The sequence below is a fragment of the Klebsiella sp. 2019SCSN059 genome (assembly GCF_021739525.1).
Classification (GTDB): domain Bacteria; phylum Pseudomonadota; class Gammaproteobacteria; order Enterobacterales; family Enterobacteriaceae; genus Klebsiella; species Klebsiella quasipneumoniae.
Map to the genome: position 1 here is coordinate 102921 of NZ_JAKKOM010000002.1, position 16549 is coordinate 119469.

The window sequence follows — 16549 nt, forward strand, 5'->3', positions numbered from 1 at the left end:
TACAGTTCCCTCTCACAGGCTCATACCTCGTAGGCCCGGCAAGCGCAGCGCCACCGGGCGATGACAGCGGGCACGGAGCCGTTTTATGCCGGGTGGCGGCTGCGCCTTACCCGGCCTGGAGGCTCCACTCACAGGCTCATACCTCGTAGGCCCGGTAAGCGCAGCGCCACCGGGCAAGATATCAGGCTCGATACCCGTCATGTTGCCGGATGCCGGCTGCGCCTTACCCGGCCTGCGGTCCGCGCCATTTATAGCCCTTCCCCCTCTCCCCGCCGGGAAGAGGGCGTGACTCAGGCGCTGGCGCTGTCCAGCCGCGCCACCTGCTCCGCGCTCAGGCTCAGCGCCGCCGCGCGGGCAAAACTTTCCACCTGGGCCACGCTGGTGGCGCTGGCGATCGGCGCGGTCACCCCTTCGCGGCCGATCAGCCACGCCAGGGCCACTTCCGCTGGCTTCGCCCCCAGCTCCTCTGCGACCGCCACCAGGGTATCGATAATCCGCATCCCGCGCGGATTCAGGTACTTACCAATCCCCCCTCCGCGCTGACTCTGCGCCAGATCCGACGGCTGACGGTACTTACCGGTTAAGAACCCCGAGGCCAGGCTGTAGTAGGTCACCACCCCGATATCACGGCTGACGCAGAGATCGCACAGCGCGCCTTCAAAGGCGGAGCGGTGGTAGAGGTTATATTCCGGCTGCAGCACCTGCCAGGCAGGCAGGCCGCCCTTACGCGCCACCTCCAGCGCCCCCGCCAGCTGCATCGCATCGAGGTTAGAGGCCCCCATCGCGCGAATTTTCCCCGCCTGCTGCAGGCTGTGGAAAGCCTCCAGCGTTTCCGCTACCGGAGTTTGCGGATCCGGCCAGTGGGAAAAGTAGAGGTCGATGTAGTCGGTATTAAGGCGGCGCAGGGAGTCGTCTACCGCCTGCTGGATCCAGGCTTTGCTGAGTCCCTTATGGCCAGGAAGGCCGAGATCGGAGCCGACTTTAGTGAAGATTTTGACCTTATCGCGCATGCCGGGACGCGCCTGCAGCCAGCGGCCGATAATGGTTTCGGATTCGCCGCCCTGGTTGCCCTCCGCCCAACGGGAATAAACATCCGCCGTGTCGATAGCGTCAAAACCATGGTCAACAAAAGCATCAAGAAGGGCAAAACTGGTTTTTTCATCAATGGTCCAGCCAAAGACGTTACCGCCAAACACTAACGGGGCGATGGAAAATCCGGTTTTGCCCAAGGGACGTGTCATCATGCCGAGTACTCCTTAGCTTATATTCTGCTTCCCTCAGGTAACCACAGGGGTCAGGAGAGGAGGTCGATTGGATAATCAGAAAAGGAATCTTACGGCGGGCGATCCTTGCCCGCGGGTACACTCAGACATTATGTCCCGGAATAAACATCAAAGCTAAAATATTTGCTGGCTAATTTTTTATAGGTGCCGTCGGCAAGGATCTTCGCAATCGCGCCGTTTATTTCCTGACGCAGCGCCTCATCGTCTTTACGCAAGCCGATCGCCGCCCCGGCGCCAAACAGCGTATCATCCTGCAGATGGCCGCCGACAAAGGTGAATGCCTTACCCTGCGGCTGCTGCAGGAAGCTGTAGTCGGCCATCATCCCGGAAAGCACCGCGCCGTCGATGCGCCCGGACTCCAGATCGCGCACCACGCTATCGGCCCCCTGGTAGGCCACAATGTTGATCCCCTGCGGACGCCAGTGCTGATTGACGTAAGTCTCCTGCGCCGAACCCTGCTCGACGCCGATGGTTTTGCCCTTCAGCTGCGCCGGCGTATTGCCTTGCAGGGTATTTTTACGCGCCACGAGGAACACCGGCCCGTTATACAGCTTGTCGCTAAAGGCAATTTGCGCTTTACGCTTCTCGGTCATGTACATCCCGGAAAGGATAGCGTCGAATTTCCGCGCCTTCAGCGCCGGGATAATGCCGTCGAAATTGCTTTCCACCCACACGCATTTCGCCTGCAGCTGCTGGCAAATGGCGTTGCCTAGATCGATATCAAACCCCGCCAGCTTGCCCTGCGGATCCTTCCATTCAAACGGCGCGAAGGTCGGGTCGACGCCGAAGCGGATCGCCTTTCCCCCTTCGGCCAGCGCCGACGTCGACGCCATTAACGCCAGCCATAGCAACAGTGATTTTTTCATTCCAGTTCTTCTCCAGAGGTTAACGGCAGTGCTTTTCCACCAGGCGGGCGAACAGCGTCGCGCCGGTGGTGATAATGTCATCGTTGAAGTCGTAGCCGGGGTTATGCACCATGCAGCCGCCCTTCTCCCCCTGCTCGCCGTTGCCCAGCAGGAAGTAGCAGCCCGGACGTTCGCGCAGCATAAAGGCGAAGTCCTCGCTGGCGTTCATCGGCGAGACCGACTCCAGCACCCCCTCGCGACCAAACACCTCCAGCGCCAGCGCCCGGGCGAAATCAGTCTCTTCGGGGCTGTTGGTTAATACCGGGTAGGAGTCGTAAACCTCTACTGCGCTGCTGGCGCCATAGCTTTTGGCGGTAAATTCGCTGAGCTCGTGAATACGTTTGATCAGCAGGTCGCGGATTTCCGGCTTCATCGCCCGCACGCTGAGCTCCATCACCACGCTCTCCGGAATAACGTTGGAGGCGATACCGGCCTGGAAGGTGCCGACGCTGACCACCGCCGTTTCGCCCGGCGGCACGTTGCGCGCCACGATGCTCTGCAGAGCCATCACCAGCGCCGCGCCGGCGACGATCGGGTCGACGGTGCGCTCCGGATGGGCGCCGTGGCCGCCGTAGCCGGTAAGGGTGATTTTGACGGTGTCCGCCGAGGCCATAAAGTTACCGCCGTAGAAGCCCAGCTTGCCCACCGGCAGCCCCGGCATGTTGTGCAGACCGAAAATGCGTTCGCAGGGGAACTGCTCGAACAGGCCGTCTTTAATCATTAAATCGGCGCCGCCGATAGCCTCTTCCGCCGGCTGAAAAATCAGATGCACCGTGCCGTTGAACTGACAGGCCGGCGAGGCGATATATTTCGCCGCCGCCAGCAGAATGGTGGTATGACCGTCATGACCGCAGGCGTGCATTTTCCCCGACACCGTGCTGGCCCAGGGTAAACCAGTGGTTTCATGAATCGGCAGAGCGTCCATATCGGCGCGCAGACCGATGGTGCGCGGCGAGTCGCCTTTGCTCAGGCTGCCGACCACCCCGGTCTTGCCGAGGCCGCGCGTCACCTGGTAGCCCCACTCGGTCAGCTTGCCGGCAACCAGTTCGCTGGTATTAAACTCTTCCAGACTTAATTCCGGATTGGCATGTAAATAATGACGCAGAGAAATCATTTCCGCTTCCGTCGCTTTAATTTCTGGAATTACGTAATCACTCATGCCGCTCTCCGGGAAATATCGTAAGGACTTAACACGGTATCGTGGTGAAAACTTTATGCAAGCAGGATTTCTAATACCGGCGATGGCGGCATCTTATTTAATAATGCGTTCGCAACAGTGCAATAAGCATTAAAAACAGCGAAGTTTAAAAATAAACGTTTATTTTATGGAGAATTAACCATTATTTACCCTACCATCCCCGGCCATATTCAGATTTAAATAAAAAGATTTCTATGAAATTACAGACGCTTTTCCTCGTCGCCATGACCGCGCTGGCGGGCTGCAGCGCGCAGGGCGATACCGCCAGCCAGCAGCGGGCCAGCATTCAGAAGATGCGCAACGAAACCCTCAATAAACTGTACACCCTGCAGCCCGAGGCCCGCAGCGATATTCAGCATGCGAAGGGTTATGCGGTATTCGCCAATAACAGCAGCAAGATCCTGCTGTTCGGATTTGGCAGCGGCTACGGCGTGGTGCGGGATACGGCCTCCGGGAAGGACACCTATATGAAAATGGCCCAGGGCGGCGCCGGTCTGGGAATAGGGATCAAGCAGCAGCGCACGGTGCTGGTCTTCCATGATAAAGCGGCCCTGGATCACTTTATCCGCCAGGGATATATGGTCGGCGCCGATGCGAACGCCGCGGCGAAATATGATGACAAAGGCATCGCGCCGATCGCCGCCTCCGCGAACGGCGTAGCGAAGGACACCTCCTCGCTGCCGTCGAAAGTGAACGTCTATGAAATCACCGACAAGGGGCTGGCCGCCCAGGCGATGGTCAATGGCTATAAATACTGGCCGGATGACGAACTGAACCCGTAGCCCCGGCAGTGATCCATCGCCGGGTCAGGTGTTCCCTGCCCGGCGTTGGGAAACGCGCATTTAGTGGCCGAGGGCGCCGCTCACCAGAATCGAGGTGATGATCCCGGTCGCCGCGGCGATCAGCACATAGTTACCGTCGATATAGGACCAGTGATGGCCCTCCGGCGGGGGCGGCAGGCCGCGGTCGCTCCAGTCACGGACGCGATACTCATCGCCACGGAACGGCGCCGGAGCCGGGTGGCCTTTGCGGAAATCGTTACCGCGCCAGGCGAAATGGTCCTGCTCATGACGTGCCTGATCGCGTTTGTCATGACCGTCACGATCCGGGCCACGCTGATCATGGTCACCCTGATGATGCGCGTCAGGTCCGCCCTGCGGCGCATGCCCATTATGATCCGGACCGTTCTGCCACACCGTTGGCTGCCCCGGGCGATGGCCGTCGTTCGGGCCATCGGCAAAGGCCGGGACGCTCAGCACAGTGGATAACATTACCGCCAGAGAAATCATCTTTTTCATCGTACACCTCCTGATTGAAGTTCTTTGTAACGGGAAAATGTGAAGAAAGAGTGAGTATCCGCTTAACCAGGACGATTCCTGGCACCTGGGGTTTCTGCTGTCGGGGAAGGCATTATGGGGGAGGACGAGCAATAAAAAAGGCCGCTCTCGCGACCTTTATTCAGACTGCTATCAGGACTTACTCAGTCACTTTATTTTTTAACTCTTCAGCGCCGGATTTGGTTTTATCCCAGCCCTTTTCTGCGCCGGATTTGGTGGCGTTCCAGCCTTTTTCGCTGACCTCTTTGGTCTTATCCCAACCTTTCTCAGTCCCTTCTTTGGTCTTGTTCCAGGTCTTCTGCGCGCCTTCGCTCACCTGGCTGCCGACGCTATCCTGTTTGCCTTCGGCCGCATGTTTCGCCTTCAGCTGCTGCTCTTCGCCCTCGTGCTGGGCCTGGTGCAGCTTCTCTTTGGCGGTGTTGGCGTTGGCATTGGCCGCCGCGACGGTATCATCTGTTGCATGTGTTGTCGCAGCAAAAACCGGAGCCGCAACCAGAATAGCCGATAACGCAATCATTGCTTTTTTCATAATATCCTCTCTCACATGTCATGTTATGAGTCGCATTCAGGATGGCACAGCGAACCGGGGATGACATTAGGAATTAGCCTGAAAAACGTTTTCGACCTCCAATCATGGCAGAAAATGCTGCCGCCGCGCGCCCTGTCGGCGTTCACATAATTTCCAACACGTTTGTTACATTTCGTGAAATTTGCCCTTGATATACTTGCCGTTGAGGTTTACTCGAGAATAATTCTCAGAATCATTATATTTATAAATTGGCAAACGGAACTCCTTTTATGGCAAGAAAATCAGTAAGATCGCTGTTGCTTACTGCGCTGATCGCGACGCCCTTCCTCAGCTATGCGACCCAATATCCGCTGACGGTTACCGACCTTGACGGCCGGCAGGTCACCCTGGTCAAAGAGCCGCAGCGTATTATTTTGCAGGATGGTCGCGACATTATGACCCTCGCCCTGCTGGACCGGGACAATCCGTTTAAGCGGCTGGTGGCATGGAATAATCTGGCGAAAAAGCAGGATGTTGCCACCTGGCAGATGCTGAAAACGGCGTGGCCGCAGTCGGCTACGATTCTGGACATGGGCTTCAGCGACAAGGGGAACGTCGATCTTGAAAGCGTCATCGCCCGCCAGCCGGATCTGATGATCGCCCAGCTGCGCGCCAGGCCTGCGCTGATGGAGAGCGGGGTCATTGACAAGCTTAGCGCCCTGCACGTTCCGGTGCTGTTTGTCGACTATGAGATCGACCCGGCGAAAGATACCGCCCCCAGCATCGACCTGCTGGGCAAAGTGCTTAACCGCGAGAGCCAGGCCAAAGCCTTTACCGATTACTATCGCCATCAGCTGCAGACGATTCGTCAGAAAACCGCAGCCATCACGCCGAAGGCCAACGTCTTCGTGGAAGCGCTGGCCGGCAACAGCGACGCCTGCTGCTTTACTCATGGCCACAGCGGCTGGGGCGGGCTGGTGGAGGCGGTCGGGGCGAACAATATCGGTTCGCAGCTGCTGCCGGGCGCCTCCGGGTTCGTCTCGCTGGAGAAAATCATCAGCATGAAGCCCGACGCCTGGATCATGACCGGCTCGAAGCGTGGCAACAGCCAGGTGCTGCCCCTGGGCTATGAAGTCAAGCCGGAGGCGGTGAAGGCCCAGGCGCAGACGCTGCTGGCGCGGCCAGGGGTCAGCCAGATCCCGGCGGTTCAGGAAAAGCGGGCCTATGGCGTCTATCACCACTTCTATAATCACCCGTGGAATATTGTCGGCATGGAGTATCTGGCGAAAGATATCTATCCGCAGGCCTTCCGCGATCTCAACCCGGATGAGACTTATCATTATATCGTGCGCCATTTCACCGACCTGCCGGACCAGCCGTTCGTCCTTTCCTGGCAGCAGAGCGAGTAATCCGGCATGCGTTTAACTTCCGACTCCGTTCTGGACGGGCTGCCCGCCGGGACGCCTGGCGTGATGGATCATTATCGCCATATCGTGCGTCGCCGCCTGCTGCTGATGCTGCTGCTGGCGCTTTTGATTGTCGCTTCGCTGCTGCTCGATTTTATGCTCGGCCCCTCCGGACTGCCGCTGCAGAGCCTGTGGCAGACGTTAACCGATCCGGCCAGCGCCGATCCGGGCACTCGCGCCATCGTCTGGGACATCCGGCTGCCCTATGCGGTGATGGCGATTATCGTCGGTCTGGCGCTGGGACTGGCCGGTGCCGAAATGCAGACCATCCTCAATAACCCGCTGGCCAGTCCGTTTACCCTGGGCGTCTCCTCGGCTGCGGCGTTTGGCGCCGCGCTGGCGATTGTGCTGGGCATTGGCCTGCCCGGTATTCCCGGCCAGTGGTTTATCTCGGCCAACGCCTTTATCTTCGCCCTGCTGGCGGCCCTGCTGCTGGACGGCATTACCCGCTGGACCCAGGTGGCCACCTCTGGCGTCATTCTGTTCGGCATCGCGCTGGTCTTTACCTTTAACGCCCTGGTCTCGATGCTGCAGTTTATCGCCAATGAAGACACGCTGCAGGGGCTGGTGTTCTGGACCATGGGCAGCATCGACCGCGCCTCCTGGAGCAAAGTCGCCATCCTGCTGGTCGCCCTGGCGCTGGTGATGCCCCTGTCGCTGCGCAGCGCGTGGAAGCTGACCGCCCTGCGTCTGGGCGAGGACCGGGCCATCAGCTTTGGCATTAACGTTCGCCGTCTGCGCCTGGCCACACTGTTGCGGATCAGCATTTTGTCGGCGCTTTCGGTGGCCTTTGTCGGGCCAATCGGCTTTATCGGCCTGGTGGCGCCGCATATTGCGCGGATGCTCTTCGGCGAAGACCATCGCTTTTACCTGCCCGCCAGCGCGCTGATCGGCGCCCTGGTGCTCTCCCTGGCCTCCATCGCCTCGAAGAACCTGATCCCGGGGGCCATTATTCCGGTGGGGATCGTCACTTCCCTGGTAGGGGTCCCGTTCTTTTTAAGCATTATTTTACGTCACCGGGGGCAGGTATGAGCGACCAGACGTTATCCGGGCTGTCGCTGTCTCACTTCAGCGCCGGCTACCCCAGACGCAAGGTGATCGAGAACCTGACGGTTCCCCATCTGCCGCGGGGGAAAATCACCGCGCTGCTGGGGCCAAACGGCAGCGGTAAATCGACGTTAATGCGGGCGATGGCGGGTCTGGGCCCCTGCCGCGGCGAGCTGCTGCTGGAGGGGGAAAATCTGCTGACGCAGCCGTTCGCACGTCGCGCGGAACAGGTGGTTTATCTTCCGCAGACGCTGCCCGCCGGCGTGCATCTGCATGTGCTGGAGTCGATTATCGTGGCCCAGCGCGCCGCCGGAGGACGCCACAGTCCGCAGCACCAGGAGGAGGTGATGGCGCTGCTGCGCCAGCTGGGAATTGCCCATCTGGCGATGAGCTACCTCGATCAGCTCTCCGGCGGGCAAAAACAGCTGGTGGGTCTCGCCCAGTCGCTGATTCGTCAGCCGCGCCTGCTACTGCTCGACGAACCGCTCAGCGCGCTTGATCTCAACTATCAATTTCACGTGATGGATCTGGTGCGCCGGGAGACCCGACGGCGCAACATCGTAACCCTGGTGGTGGTGCACGATATCAATATTGCCCTGCGTCACGCCGACCACGTGCTGATGCTCAAAGCGGGCCAGCTGCTCGGCGACGGCACCCCGGCCGCGGTCATCACCCCCGAGACCCTGGCGGCCGTCTATGGCGTGCGCGGGCGTATTGAGCCCTGTTCGCAGGGGGTGCGGCAGGTAATTATTGACGGGCTGGTGGACAGCGAGGCCTGACCGCGGCGCGGGGAGGGTACGGTCTCCCCGCGCCCGCCGGCTTAGTGATCGAGATAGATATAGTTTTCCCAGCTCTTCATGCGGATCAGGATCTTCCGGATCAGCGACAGCTCTTTCAGGTGATCCGAGTAGACCGCCGCCTCGAGGGTGGCCCCCTGCGGCAGGGCGTATTCGGCAAATCGCGGATCGGTCACCTTCAGCACCACCAGCGCCCGGCCATGGGTATTGAGCGCGTCCGTGGTCAGCAGTTTGCCCTGGCCCTGAAACTGACTCTCGCCAATCGCCGGCAGCACGTCGGCCACTTCCCCGCGGAAGACGGTGCCCGGAATGGCCGGAAACATCAGCTCCGCGGGCTCGCCTTTGTGCAGACGCTGCAGGGCGTTCTGGCGAAATGCCGCGACATACTCCCGCGAGGCGTCGCCCTCCACCGGCACAAAGGTCATCACCGGCAGCATCCCCAGGGCGGTGGACATGGTGCCTGGCCGTAAGCCGACGGTGCTGACATAGCCGTCTTCCGGGGCGCGGACGACGGTGTTATCCAGCTGAAACTGCGCCTTCTGCAACTGCGCCAGCAGGGAGGCCACGGTGGTATTTTTGCCCTTCACCACCGAGTCCAGCGCGTTACGCGCCTGAACCACGTTCGCCTGAGCCGCGCTGACGCTGGCTTCATCGGCTTTCCACGTCTGCAGACGGGTATCGACCATTTGATCGGAGAAGGCGCCCTGAGCATGCCCCTCCCGAAAGCGGGCATACTCCCGCCGCGACTGGTCGCGCTGGGCCACCGCTCTGCTCAGCTCGGCCTCCGCCTGGCTTAACGCGGCGTTGAGGGAGAGCGCATCCTGACTGGCCGCTTTAATTTGCGCCTGCAGATCGTCCACCTTTGCCTGGAACGGCGTCGGGTCGAGAGTAAACAGCACATCGCCCTTATGCAGCCTCTGGTTAGGCTTCACCGGTACGGTCTGCACCCGACCGCGTACCTGCGACACAATCGGCACGGTGCGAAACACCTGATTACCGACGTCGGTATAGGGGAAGTTGTAGTTCATCCCGAAGATCACCGCGCCAATCAGGGCGATACCGCCGAGCACCGCCGTCGGCACGGTCCACTTATTGAGCGGAATGCGGAATACTTTAAACACCACGATGCATAGCGCGGCGTAGGTCAGCAACATTAACGTTTCCATTATTCTGCCTCCTTCGCTTTAAGTTCCTCGACCTCGCGCTGCACCTGCTCCAGTCGCTGAGCGACCGTCTCCAGACGCTGATGCAGGGCCTGCTGATCGTCGGCGATGCGGCGCATTCCCCATCCGCGATCTTCGCGCCACAGCGTCGCCCAGATCCACAACAAGGGCCACAGGGCATGCAGGGTAAATAAGCTGACCCAGCCGGCATAATGAATCGCATCCTGATGAGGATGGCGCCGCTCTTTGGCGATTTCATAAGGAATATCGTGAATAACAATCACGCCATAAAAAAGTATTAAGGCCACGGCGATGAGAATGGCCAGCGCCACATAGTCCAGGGTCATAAAATAACTCCAGAGTGAAAGGTTAAATTAATAAAACGGCCAGGTTCAGGCGTAACGGGGCCGGGGGAAAACGCGCGCGTAGCGCTTTCCTCGGGCGGGTTTTAGCGACGTTATGTCGGGGAGCCGACGAACCTGAATCAGAATTTCTCAGGAATATGACGGTCGATGGAAATCAGTTTGCCTTTTTTCACCGTGATATATCCTCCCTCGCGCAGGGCGGCCAGCACCTGATAAACATAGCTGCGCGAAAGATTGGTTCGTTTAATAATAAATGCCGACAGGCTTTCATGCTGACCACCATCGATTCCTCCACGATATAAATAGCGCGACAGCATTGATTTAATGGTCTGAAAGCTGGTCTGGCTGCCACGTTCATAGTGGGCATCAAGGGCAAATATGCCCATATAGGCCAGGATCGTGGTCAGCTCTTGCATATAGCCCGGCGACGAATGAAAGAATATCCGTTCAAAATCGCTGGCGGATATTTTCGCCAGCTGGCATTCGCCCAGACACCGATAATAGAGCGCCACCGACGGACAATAATGTTCAAGCAGCCCTAACGGCATATGCGCGATAACAATCCCGAGCAGGTTCTGCTCATCACCAAAGGCCAACGTCATTTGCCCCTGCAGCAAAAAATAGAGATAGCCCGGCTGCGGCAGAAATGGCTGGTCTTTACTCAGGCTCAGGGTTTCACTGCAGGCGATGACCGCCGGCAGGTGCGTGGTCAGCGACAGCTTCTGGTACCGATCGTAAATATCGCCAAAACTGGGGTTCATCGCGCTACGCACTCCTTCACCTTTTATCACCGCGGCGGGGTTAACCGCGGCCTGTGGAACTATACCTAAGCGGGTCAGGAAGGAAAAGTCCAGATCTGGAGTGGCGAAATATTCCGCCTGGCTCACATTTTTTACCCTCGCCCCGCCCTTTCGTCCACCAATCGTTCCTCTTGCCGCCAGGCTGTGCTTTAATTAGCTAAACCGGTTTAACAAAGTTTAGCTAAGAGGAGCTGTCCTATGAATGGTAAAATCTGGGTACTCGGCGATGCGGTCGTCGATCTCCTGCCCGACGGAGAGGGCCGCCTGCTGCAATGCCCCGGCGGCGCGCCGGCCAACGTCGCGGTCGGCGTGGCGCGGCTCGGCGGCGACAGCGGGTTTATCGGCCGCGTCGGCGACGATCCGTTCGGTCGCTTTATGCGCCACACCCTGGCGCAGGAGCAGGTCGATGTGGATTTTATGCGCCTCGACGCGACGCAGCGCACCTCCACGGTGGTGGTCGATCTCGATCGGCACGGGGAGCGCACCTTTACCTTTATGGTCCGCCCGAGCGCCGACCTGTTTCTTGCGCCTGAGGATCTTCCGCCGTTCGCCGCCGGCCAGTGGCTGCACGTCTGCTCTATCGCCCTCAGCGCGGAACCGAGCCGCAGCACGGCATTCGCGGCGATGGAGGCGATAAAGCGCGCCGGGGGCTATGTCAGCTTCGACCCCAATATCCGTAGCGACCTGTGGCAGGATCCGCAGGAGCTGCGCGACTGTCTCGACCGGGCGCTGGCCCTCGCCGACGCCATAAAACTGTCGGAAGAGGAGCTGGCTTTTATCAGCGGCAGCGACGACATCGTCAGCGGCATCGCCCGGCTGAACGCCCGCTTCCAGCCGACGCTGCTGCTGGTCACCCAGGGCAAAGCGGGAGTCCAGGCCGCGCTGCGCGGGCAGGTTAGCCACTTCCCCGCCCGCCCGGTAGTGGCCGTCGATACCACCGGCGCCGGCGATGCCTTTGTCGCCGGGCTGCTCGCCGGGCTCGCCGCCCACGGCATCCCTGACAACCTCGCCGCCCTGGCGCCGGACCTCGCGCTGGCGCAAACCTGCGGCGCGCTGGCCACCACCGCCAAAGGCGCCATGACCGCCCTGCCCTACAGGGAGGATCTTCAGCGCTCGCTGTGATCCCGTTGGGCCGGCTAACGGCCCACTTTGCTGGCGACATCACAATTCTTAAACCGGTTTAGCAATTTTTATTTTCACTGCGTTACCGACATGTTTACCATATCAACTAAACCGGTTTAGCAAACGTTAGCACACTCACTGATTTACCTTTGGATGTCACCAACATGTATAAAAAACGGAAGTTAGCCATTCTTATTGCTTTGCTAACCGGCGCCGCCGCCGCCCATGGGCAGACAGACCTGAACAGCATTGAAGCGCGTCTCGCCGCCCTGGAAAAACGTCTGCAGGATGCCGAGACCCGCGCCAGTACCGCCGAAAGCCGCGCCGCCTCAGCGGAGCAGAAAGTTCAGCAGCTAACCCAGCAGCAGCAGCAAACCCAGGCCACCACCCAGCAGGTGGCCAAGCGCACCACCCAACTGGAAGAAAAAGCCGAACGGCCCGGCGGCTTTGAGTTCCACGGCTACGCCCGCTCCGGGGTGATCATGAACGACTCCGCCGCCAGCACGAAATCCGGGGCCTATATGACCCCCGCCGGGGAGACCGGCGGCGCCATTGGTCGTCTTGGCAACCAGGCCGACACCTATGTGGAAATGAACCTCGAACATAAGCAGACCCTGGACAACGGGGCGACCACCCGTTTCAAAGTGATGGTGGCCGACGGGCAAACTACCTATAACGACTGGACGGCGAGCAGCAGCGACCTGAACGTGCGCCAGGCGTTCGTCGAGCTGGGCAACCTGCCGACCTTCGAGGGTCCGTTCAAAGGCTCGACCCTGTGGGCCGGGAAACGCTTTGACCGCGACAACTTCGACATCCACTGGGTTGACTCGGATGTGGTGTTCCTCGCCGGGACCGGCGGCGGGATCTACGACGTGAAGTGGAACGACAGCCTGCGCAGCAACTTCTCGTTATATGGCCGCAACTTTGGCGATATCGCCGACAGCAGCAACAGCGTGCAGAACTATATCGTCAGCATGAATAACTTTGCCGGCCCGGTACAGATGATGGTCAGCGGGATGCGGGCGAAAGATAATGACGACCGCCAGGACGCGAACGGCAATCTGGTGAAAGGCGATGCCGCTAACACCGGGGTTCATGCCCTGCTGGGTCTGCACAATGAGAGCTTCTATGGCCTGCGCGACGGGACCAGCAAAACGGCCCTGCTGTATGGCCACGGACTGGGCGCCGAGGTTAAAGGTATCGGCTCCGACGGCGCGCTGCGACCGGGGGCCAATACCTGGCGTTTCGCCAGCTACGGCACCACGCCGCTGAGCGATCGCTGGTTTATTGCCCCGGCCGTGCTGGCGCAGAGCAGTAAAGACCGCTATGTCGATGGCGACAGCTATCAGTGGGCCACTCTCAACCTGCGTCTGATTCAGGAGGTCACGCAGAACTTCGCCCTCGCCTGGGAGGGCAGCTATCAGTACATGGATCTGCAGCCTGAAGGCTACAACGATCGCCATGCGGTCAACGGCAGCTTCTACAAGCTGACCTTCGCCCCGACCTTCAAGGTCGGCAGCATCGGTGACTTCTTCTCGCGTCCGGAGATCCGCTTCTACACCTCGTGGATGGACTGGAGCAAAAAGCTGGATAACTACGCCAACGACGACGCGTTAGGCAGCAACGGATTCAAATCGGGCGGCGAATGGTCGTTCGGTATGCAAATGGAGACCTGGTTCTGACGTGAACCCGGACGACAGGGTAAGTCACACATAAATATAAGGTTCGCGGTGCCTGCCACGGCCGGCGCCGCCCACGCCATATCATCATGCATTCAGAGGGTACTATGGATTTTGAACAGATTTCCCGCTCACTGCTTCCCCTGCTGGGCGGCAAGGAAAATATCGCCAGCGCCGCGCACTGCGCCACCCGCCTGCGGCTGGTGCTGGTCGACGACGCGCTCGCCGACCAGCAGGCGATTGGCAAAATCGACGGCGTGAAAGGCTGCTTTCGCAATGCCGGCCAGATGCAGATCATCTTCGGCACCGGGGTGGTCAATAAAGTCTATGCCGCCTTTATCCAGGCGGCGGGCATCAGCGAATCGAGCAAATCCGAAGCCGCCGACCTGGCGGCGAAAAAGCTGAACCCGTTCCAGCGCATCGCCCGCCTGCTGTCCAACATCTTCGTGCCGATTATTCCGGCCATCGTCGCCTCCGGCCTGCTGATGGGCCTGCTGGGGATGGTGAAAACCTACGGCTGGGTCGACCCGGGCAACGCTATCTATATCATGCTGGATATGTGCAGCTCGGCGGCGTTTATCATTCTGCCGATCCTGATCGGCTTTACCGCCGCCCGCGAATTTGGCGGTAACCCTTATCTGGGCGCGACCCTCGGCGGGATCCTCACCCACCCGGCGTTGACCAACGCCTGGGGCGTCGCCGCCGGCTTCCACACCATGAATTTCTTCGGCATCGAAGTGGCGATGATCGGCTATCAGGGCACGGTCTTCCCGGTGCTGCTGGCGGTGTGGTTTATGAGCCTTGTCGAGAAACGGCTGCGCCGCATTATCCCTGACGCGCTGGATCTGATCCTCACGCCGTTCCTGACGGTGATTATCTCCGGCTTTATCGCCCTGCTGCTAATCGGCCCGGCCGGCCGCGCGCTCGGCGACGGCATTTCGTTTATCCTCAGCACGCTTATCAGCCACGCCGGCTGGCTGGCGGGCCTGCTGTTTGGCGGCCTCTATTCGGTGATCGTCATTACCGGTATCCATCACAGCTTCCATGCCATCGAGGCGGGCCTGCTCGGCAATCCGTCGATCGGCGTCAACTTCCTGCTGCCGATCTGGGCCATGGCCAACGTCGCCCAGGGCGGCGCCTGCTTTGCGGTGTGGTTTAAAACCAAAGATGCCAAAATCAAAGCTATCACCCTGCCGTCGGCGTTTTCGGCGATGCTGGGGATCACCGAGGCGGCAATCTTCGGGATTAACCTGCGTTTTGTGAAACCGTTCATCGCCGCGCTGGTGGGCGGTGCCGCCGGCGGCGCCTGGGTGGTATCGATGCACGTCTACATGACCGCGGTGGGCCTGACGGCGATCCCGGGAATGGCCATCGTGCAGGCCAGCTCGCTGCTGAACTACATTATCGGGATGGCGATCGCCTTCGCCGTGGCCTTCACGCTCTCTCTGACGCTGAAATACAAAACGGACGCTGAATAATGTCATTACCGTCACGCCTGCCTGCGATCCTGCAGGCCGTTATGCAGGGCCAGCCGCAGGCGCTGGCCGACAGCCATTACCCGCAATGGCATCTGGCGCCGGTCAGCGGACTGCTGAACGATCCCAACGGCTTTTGCCAGGTCGCCGGGCGTTACCACCTGTTTTATCAGTGGAATCCGCTCGCCTGCGACCACACCTACAAGTGCTGGGGACACTGGAGCTCAGCCGATCTGCTGCACTGGCGGCATGAACCTATCGCCCTGATGCCGGATGAAGAGTATGACCGCAACGGCTGCTACTCCGGCAGCGCGGTCGAGTTCGAGGGCGCCCTGACCCTTTGCTATACCGGCAACGTGAAATTCCCCGACGGCGGGCGCACCGCCTGGCAATGTCTGGCGACGGAAAATGCCGATGGCACCTTCCGCAAGCTGGGGCCGGTGCTGCCGCTGCCGGAAGGCTATACCGGCCATGTGCGCGACCCTAAAGTGTGGCGACAGGACGGGCGCTGGTACATGGTCCTCGGGGCGCAGGATGTGCAACAGCGCGGCAAAGTGCTGCTGTTTACCGCCAGCGACCTGCGGGATTGGCGCCTGGTGGGCGAGATAGCCGGGCATGACGTTAACGGCCTGGCGAACGGCGGCTACATGTGGGAGTGCCCGGACCTGTTTCCGCTGGCGGACACCCACCTGCTGATCTGCTGCCCGCAGGGGCTGGCCCGCGAAGCGCAGCGCTTTCTCAATACCTATCCGGCGGTGTGGATGGCAGGCCGTTTCGACGCCGAACGCGGCGCCTTCGACCATGGTCCGCTGCACGAGCTGGACAGCGGATTTGAGTTCTACGCGCCGCAAACCATGCTGGCCGAGGATGGCCGCCGCCTGCTGGTCGGCTGGATGGGCGTCCCGGATGGGGAAGAGATGCATCAACCCACCCGCGCGCAGGGGTGGATCCACCAGATGACCTGCGTGCGCGAGCTGGAGTGGCAGGCGGGCACCCTGTATCAGCGCCCGCTGCGCGAGCTGGCCGCCCTGCGCGGCGAAGCCGAGGGCTGGCGCGGACAGACCCTTCCCCTCGCCCCGATGGAGCTGGCCTTTGACATCGCCCCCAACAGCACGCTGGGGCTGGATTTTGCCGGCGCCCTGCAGCTCACCGTCAACCGCGACGGCCTGCGTCTGTCGCGCCGCGGGCTGCAGACGGCGGAGATGCATCACCGCTACTGGCGCGGCGAGGCGCGGCGCCTGCAGATCTTTATCGACCGCTCCAGCGTGGAGATTTTCATCAACGATGGCGAAGGGGTGATGAGCAGCCGCTTCTTCCCGGGCTATCCGGGGCAGTTAATCTTCAGCGGTGCGACGCCGGTGGCATTCTGCCGCTGGCTGCTGCGGCCATGCATGGTAGAATAAC

General features: G+C 60.3%; 16 protein-coding genes. 8 read left to right on the forward strand and 8 right to left on the reverse strand.

The genetic code is table 11. The features are described from left to right. Positions 1 to 290 precede the first annotated feature (290 nt). The 3 genes from L2I46_RS03135 to L2I46_RS03145 all read right to left on the reverse strand — a co-directional run bounded on the left by L2I46_RS03135 (position 291) and on the right by L2I46_RS03145 (position 3347). Positions 291 to 1244: an aldo/keto reductase gene (locus L2I46_RS03135; RefSeq protein ID WP_050533033.1), complete on the reverse strand. Its 954-nt coding sequence runs from the start codon at positions 1242 to 1244 to the stop codon at positions 291 to 293. A gap of 128 nt (positions 1245 to 1372) precedes the next feature. Continuing rightward, a complete protein-coding gene (locus L2I46_RS03140) occupies positions 1373 to 2149 on the reverse strand; it encodes a lysine/arginine/ornithine ABC transporter substrate-binding protein (protein WP_023288704.1) in 777 nt (258 codons plus the stop codon). Between the two features lie 19 nt (positions 2150 to 2168). After that, positions 2169 to 3347 carry a M20 aminoacylase family protein gene (locus L2I46_RS03145; protein ID WP_236947544.1) on the reverse strand — a complete coding sequence of 393 codons (1179 nt, stop codon included), beginning with the start codon at positions 3345 to 3347 and terminating at the stop codon, positions 2169 to 2171. Between the two features lie 233 nt (positions 3348 to 3580). Here L2I46_RS03145 and L2I46_RS03150 point away from each other — a divergent pair, with 233 nt between their 5' ends. Beyond that, complete coding sequence (locus tag L2I46_RS03150; RefSeq protein WP_032454772.1) at positions 3581 to 4168, forward strand: YSC84-related protein; 588 nt, start codon at positions 3581 to 3583, stop codon at positions 4166 to 4168. A gap of 60 nt (positions 4169 to 4228) precedes the next feature. Here L2I46_RS03150 and L2I46_RS03155 read toward each other — a convergent pair whose 3' ends face one another. After that, positions 4229 to 4684, reverse strand: a complete 456-nt coding sequence (locus L2I46_RS03155; RefSeq protein WP_023288701.1) for an RcnB family protein — start codon at positions 4682 to 4684, stop codon at positions 4229 to 4231. A 178-nt stretch (positions 4685 to 4862) separates the two neighbouring features. Continuing rightward, positions 4863 to 5252 (reverse strand): hypothetical protein, encoded by a 390-nt coding sequence (locus L2I46_RS03160; RefSeq protein WP_023288700.1) that lies wholly within the window; start codon positions 5250 to 5252, stop codon positions 4863 to 4865. A gap of 269 nt (positions 5253 to 5521) precedes the next feature. Here L2I46_RS03160 and L2I46_RS03165 point away from each other — a divergent pair, with 269 nt between their 5' ends. From L2I46_RS03165 to L2I46_RS03175, 3 genes are read left to right on the forward strand one after another with little or no spacing between them, the layout of a single operon-like run. Beyond that, on the forward strand, positions 5522 to 6640 hold the full coding sequence (locus L2I46_RS03165) for an ABC transporter substrate-binding protein (protein WP_236947545.1): 1119 nt from the start codon (positions 5522 to 5524) through the stop codon (positions 6638 to 6640). A 60-nt stretch (positions 6641 to 6700) separates the two neighbouring features. Beyond that, positions 6701 to 7729, forward strand: a complete 1029-nt coding sequence (locus tag L2I46_RS03170; RefSeq protein WP_072096506.1) for a FecCD family ABC transporter permease — start codon at positions 6701 to 6703, stop codon at positions 7727 to 7729. Then, entirely contained in the window at positions 7726 to 8523 is a 798-nt protein-coding gene (locus L2I46_RS03175) for an ABC transporter ATP-binding protein (protein WP_023288697.1), read from the forward strand. Before L2I46_RS03170 ends, L2I46_RS03175 begins: the two co-directional genes overlap by 4 nt. Positions 8524 to 8564: 41 nt before the next feature. Here L2I46_RS03175 and L2I46_RS03180 read toward each other — a convergent pair whose 3' ends face one another. From L2I46_RS03180 to L2I46_RS03190, 3 genes are all read right to left on the reverse strand, one after another. Then, positions 8565 to 9707 (reverse strand): HlyD family secretion protein, encoded by a 1143-nt coding sequence (locus tag L2I46_RS03180; RefSeq protein ID WP_023288696.1) that lies wholly within the window; start codon positions 9705 to 9707, stop codon positions 8565 to 8567. Continuing rightward, positions 9707 to 10051 (reverse strand): DUF3302 domain-containing protein, encoded by a 345-nt coding sequence (locus tag L2I46_RS03185; protein ID WP_044521392.1) that lies wholly within the window; start codon positions 10049 to 10051, stop codon positions 9707 to 9709. Before L2I46_RS03185 ends, L2I46_RS03180 begins: the two co-directional genes overlap by 1 nt. A gap of 137 nt (positions 10052 to 10188) precedes the next feature. Next, complete coding sequence (locus L2I46_RS03190; protein ID WP_072420810.1) at positions 10189 to 10830, reverse strand: Crp/Fnr family transcriptional regulator; 642 nt, start codon at positions 10828 to 10830, stop codon at positions 10189 to 10191. A 237-nt stretch (positions 10831 to 11067) separates the two neighbouring features. Between L2I46_RS03190 and L2I46_RS03195 the strand changes: the two genes are divergently transcribed. The 4 genes from L2I46_RS03195 to L2I46_RS03210 all read left to right on the forward strand — a co-directional run bounded on the left by L2I46_RS03195 (position 11068) and on the right by L2I46_RS03210 (position 16548). Next, positions 11068 to 11991, forward strand: a complete 924-nt coding sequence (locus L2I46_RS03195; RefSeq protein WP_050533039.1) for an aminoimidazole riboside kinase — start codon at positions 11068 to 11070, stop codon at positions 11989 to 11991. Between the two features lie 164 nt (positions 11992 to 12155). Beyond that, positions 12156 to 13673, forward strand: coding sequence for a carbohydrate porin (locus L2I46_RS03200; protein ID WP_049013605.1), 1518 nt, complete (start codon positions 12156 to 12158; stop codon positions 13671 to 13673). 104 nt (positions 13674 to 13777) lie between these two features. Continuing rightward, positions 13778 to 15148: a sucrose-specific PTS transporter subunit IIBC gene (locus L2I46_RS03205; RefSeq protein ID WP_023288691.1), complete on the forward strand. Its 1371-nt coding sequence runs from the start codon at positions 13778 to 13780 to the stop codon at positions 15146 to 15148. After that, positions 15148 to 16548 carry a sucrose-6-phosphate hydrolase gene (locus L2I46_RS03210; RefSeq protein WP_044521387.1) on the forward strand — a complete coding sequence of 467 codons (1401 nt, stop codon included), beginning with the start codon at positions 15148 to 15150 and terminating at the stop codon, positions 16546 to 16548. The genes L2I46_RS03205 and L2I46_RS03210 overlap by 1 nt, the downstream gene beginning before the upstream one ends. The last annotated feature ends 1 nt before the right edge of the window (position 16549 follow it).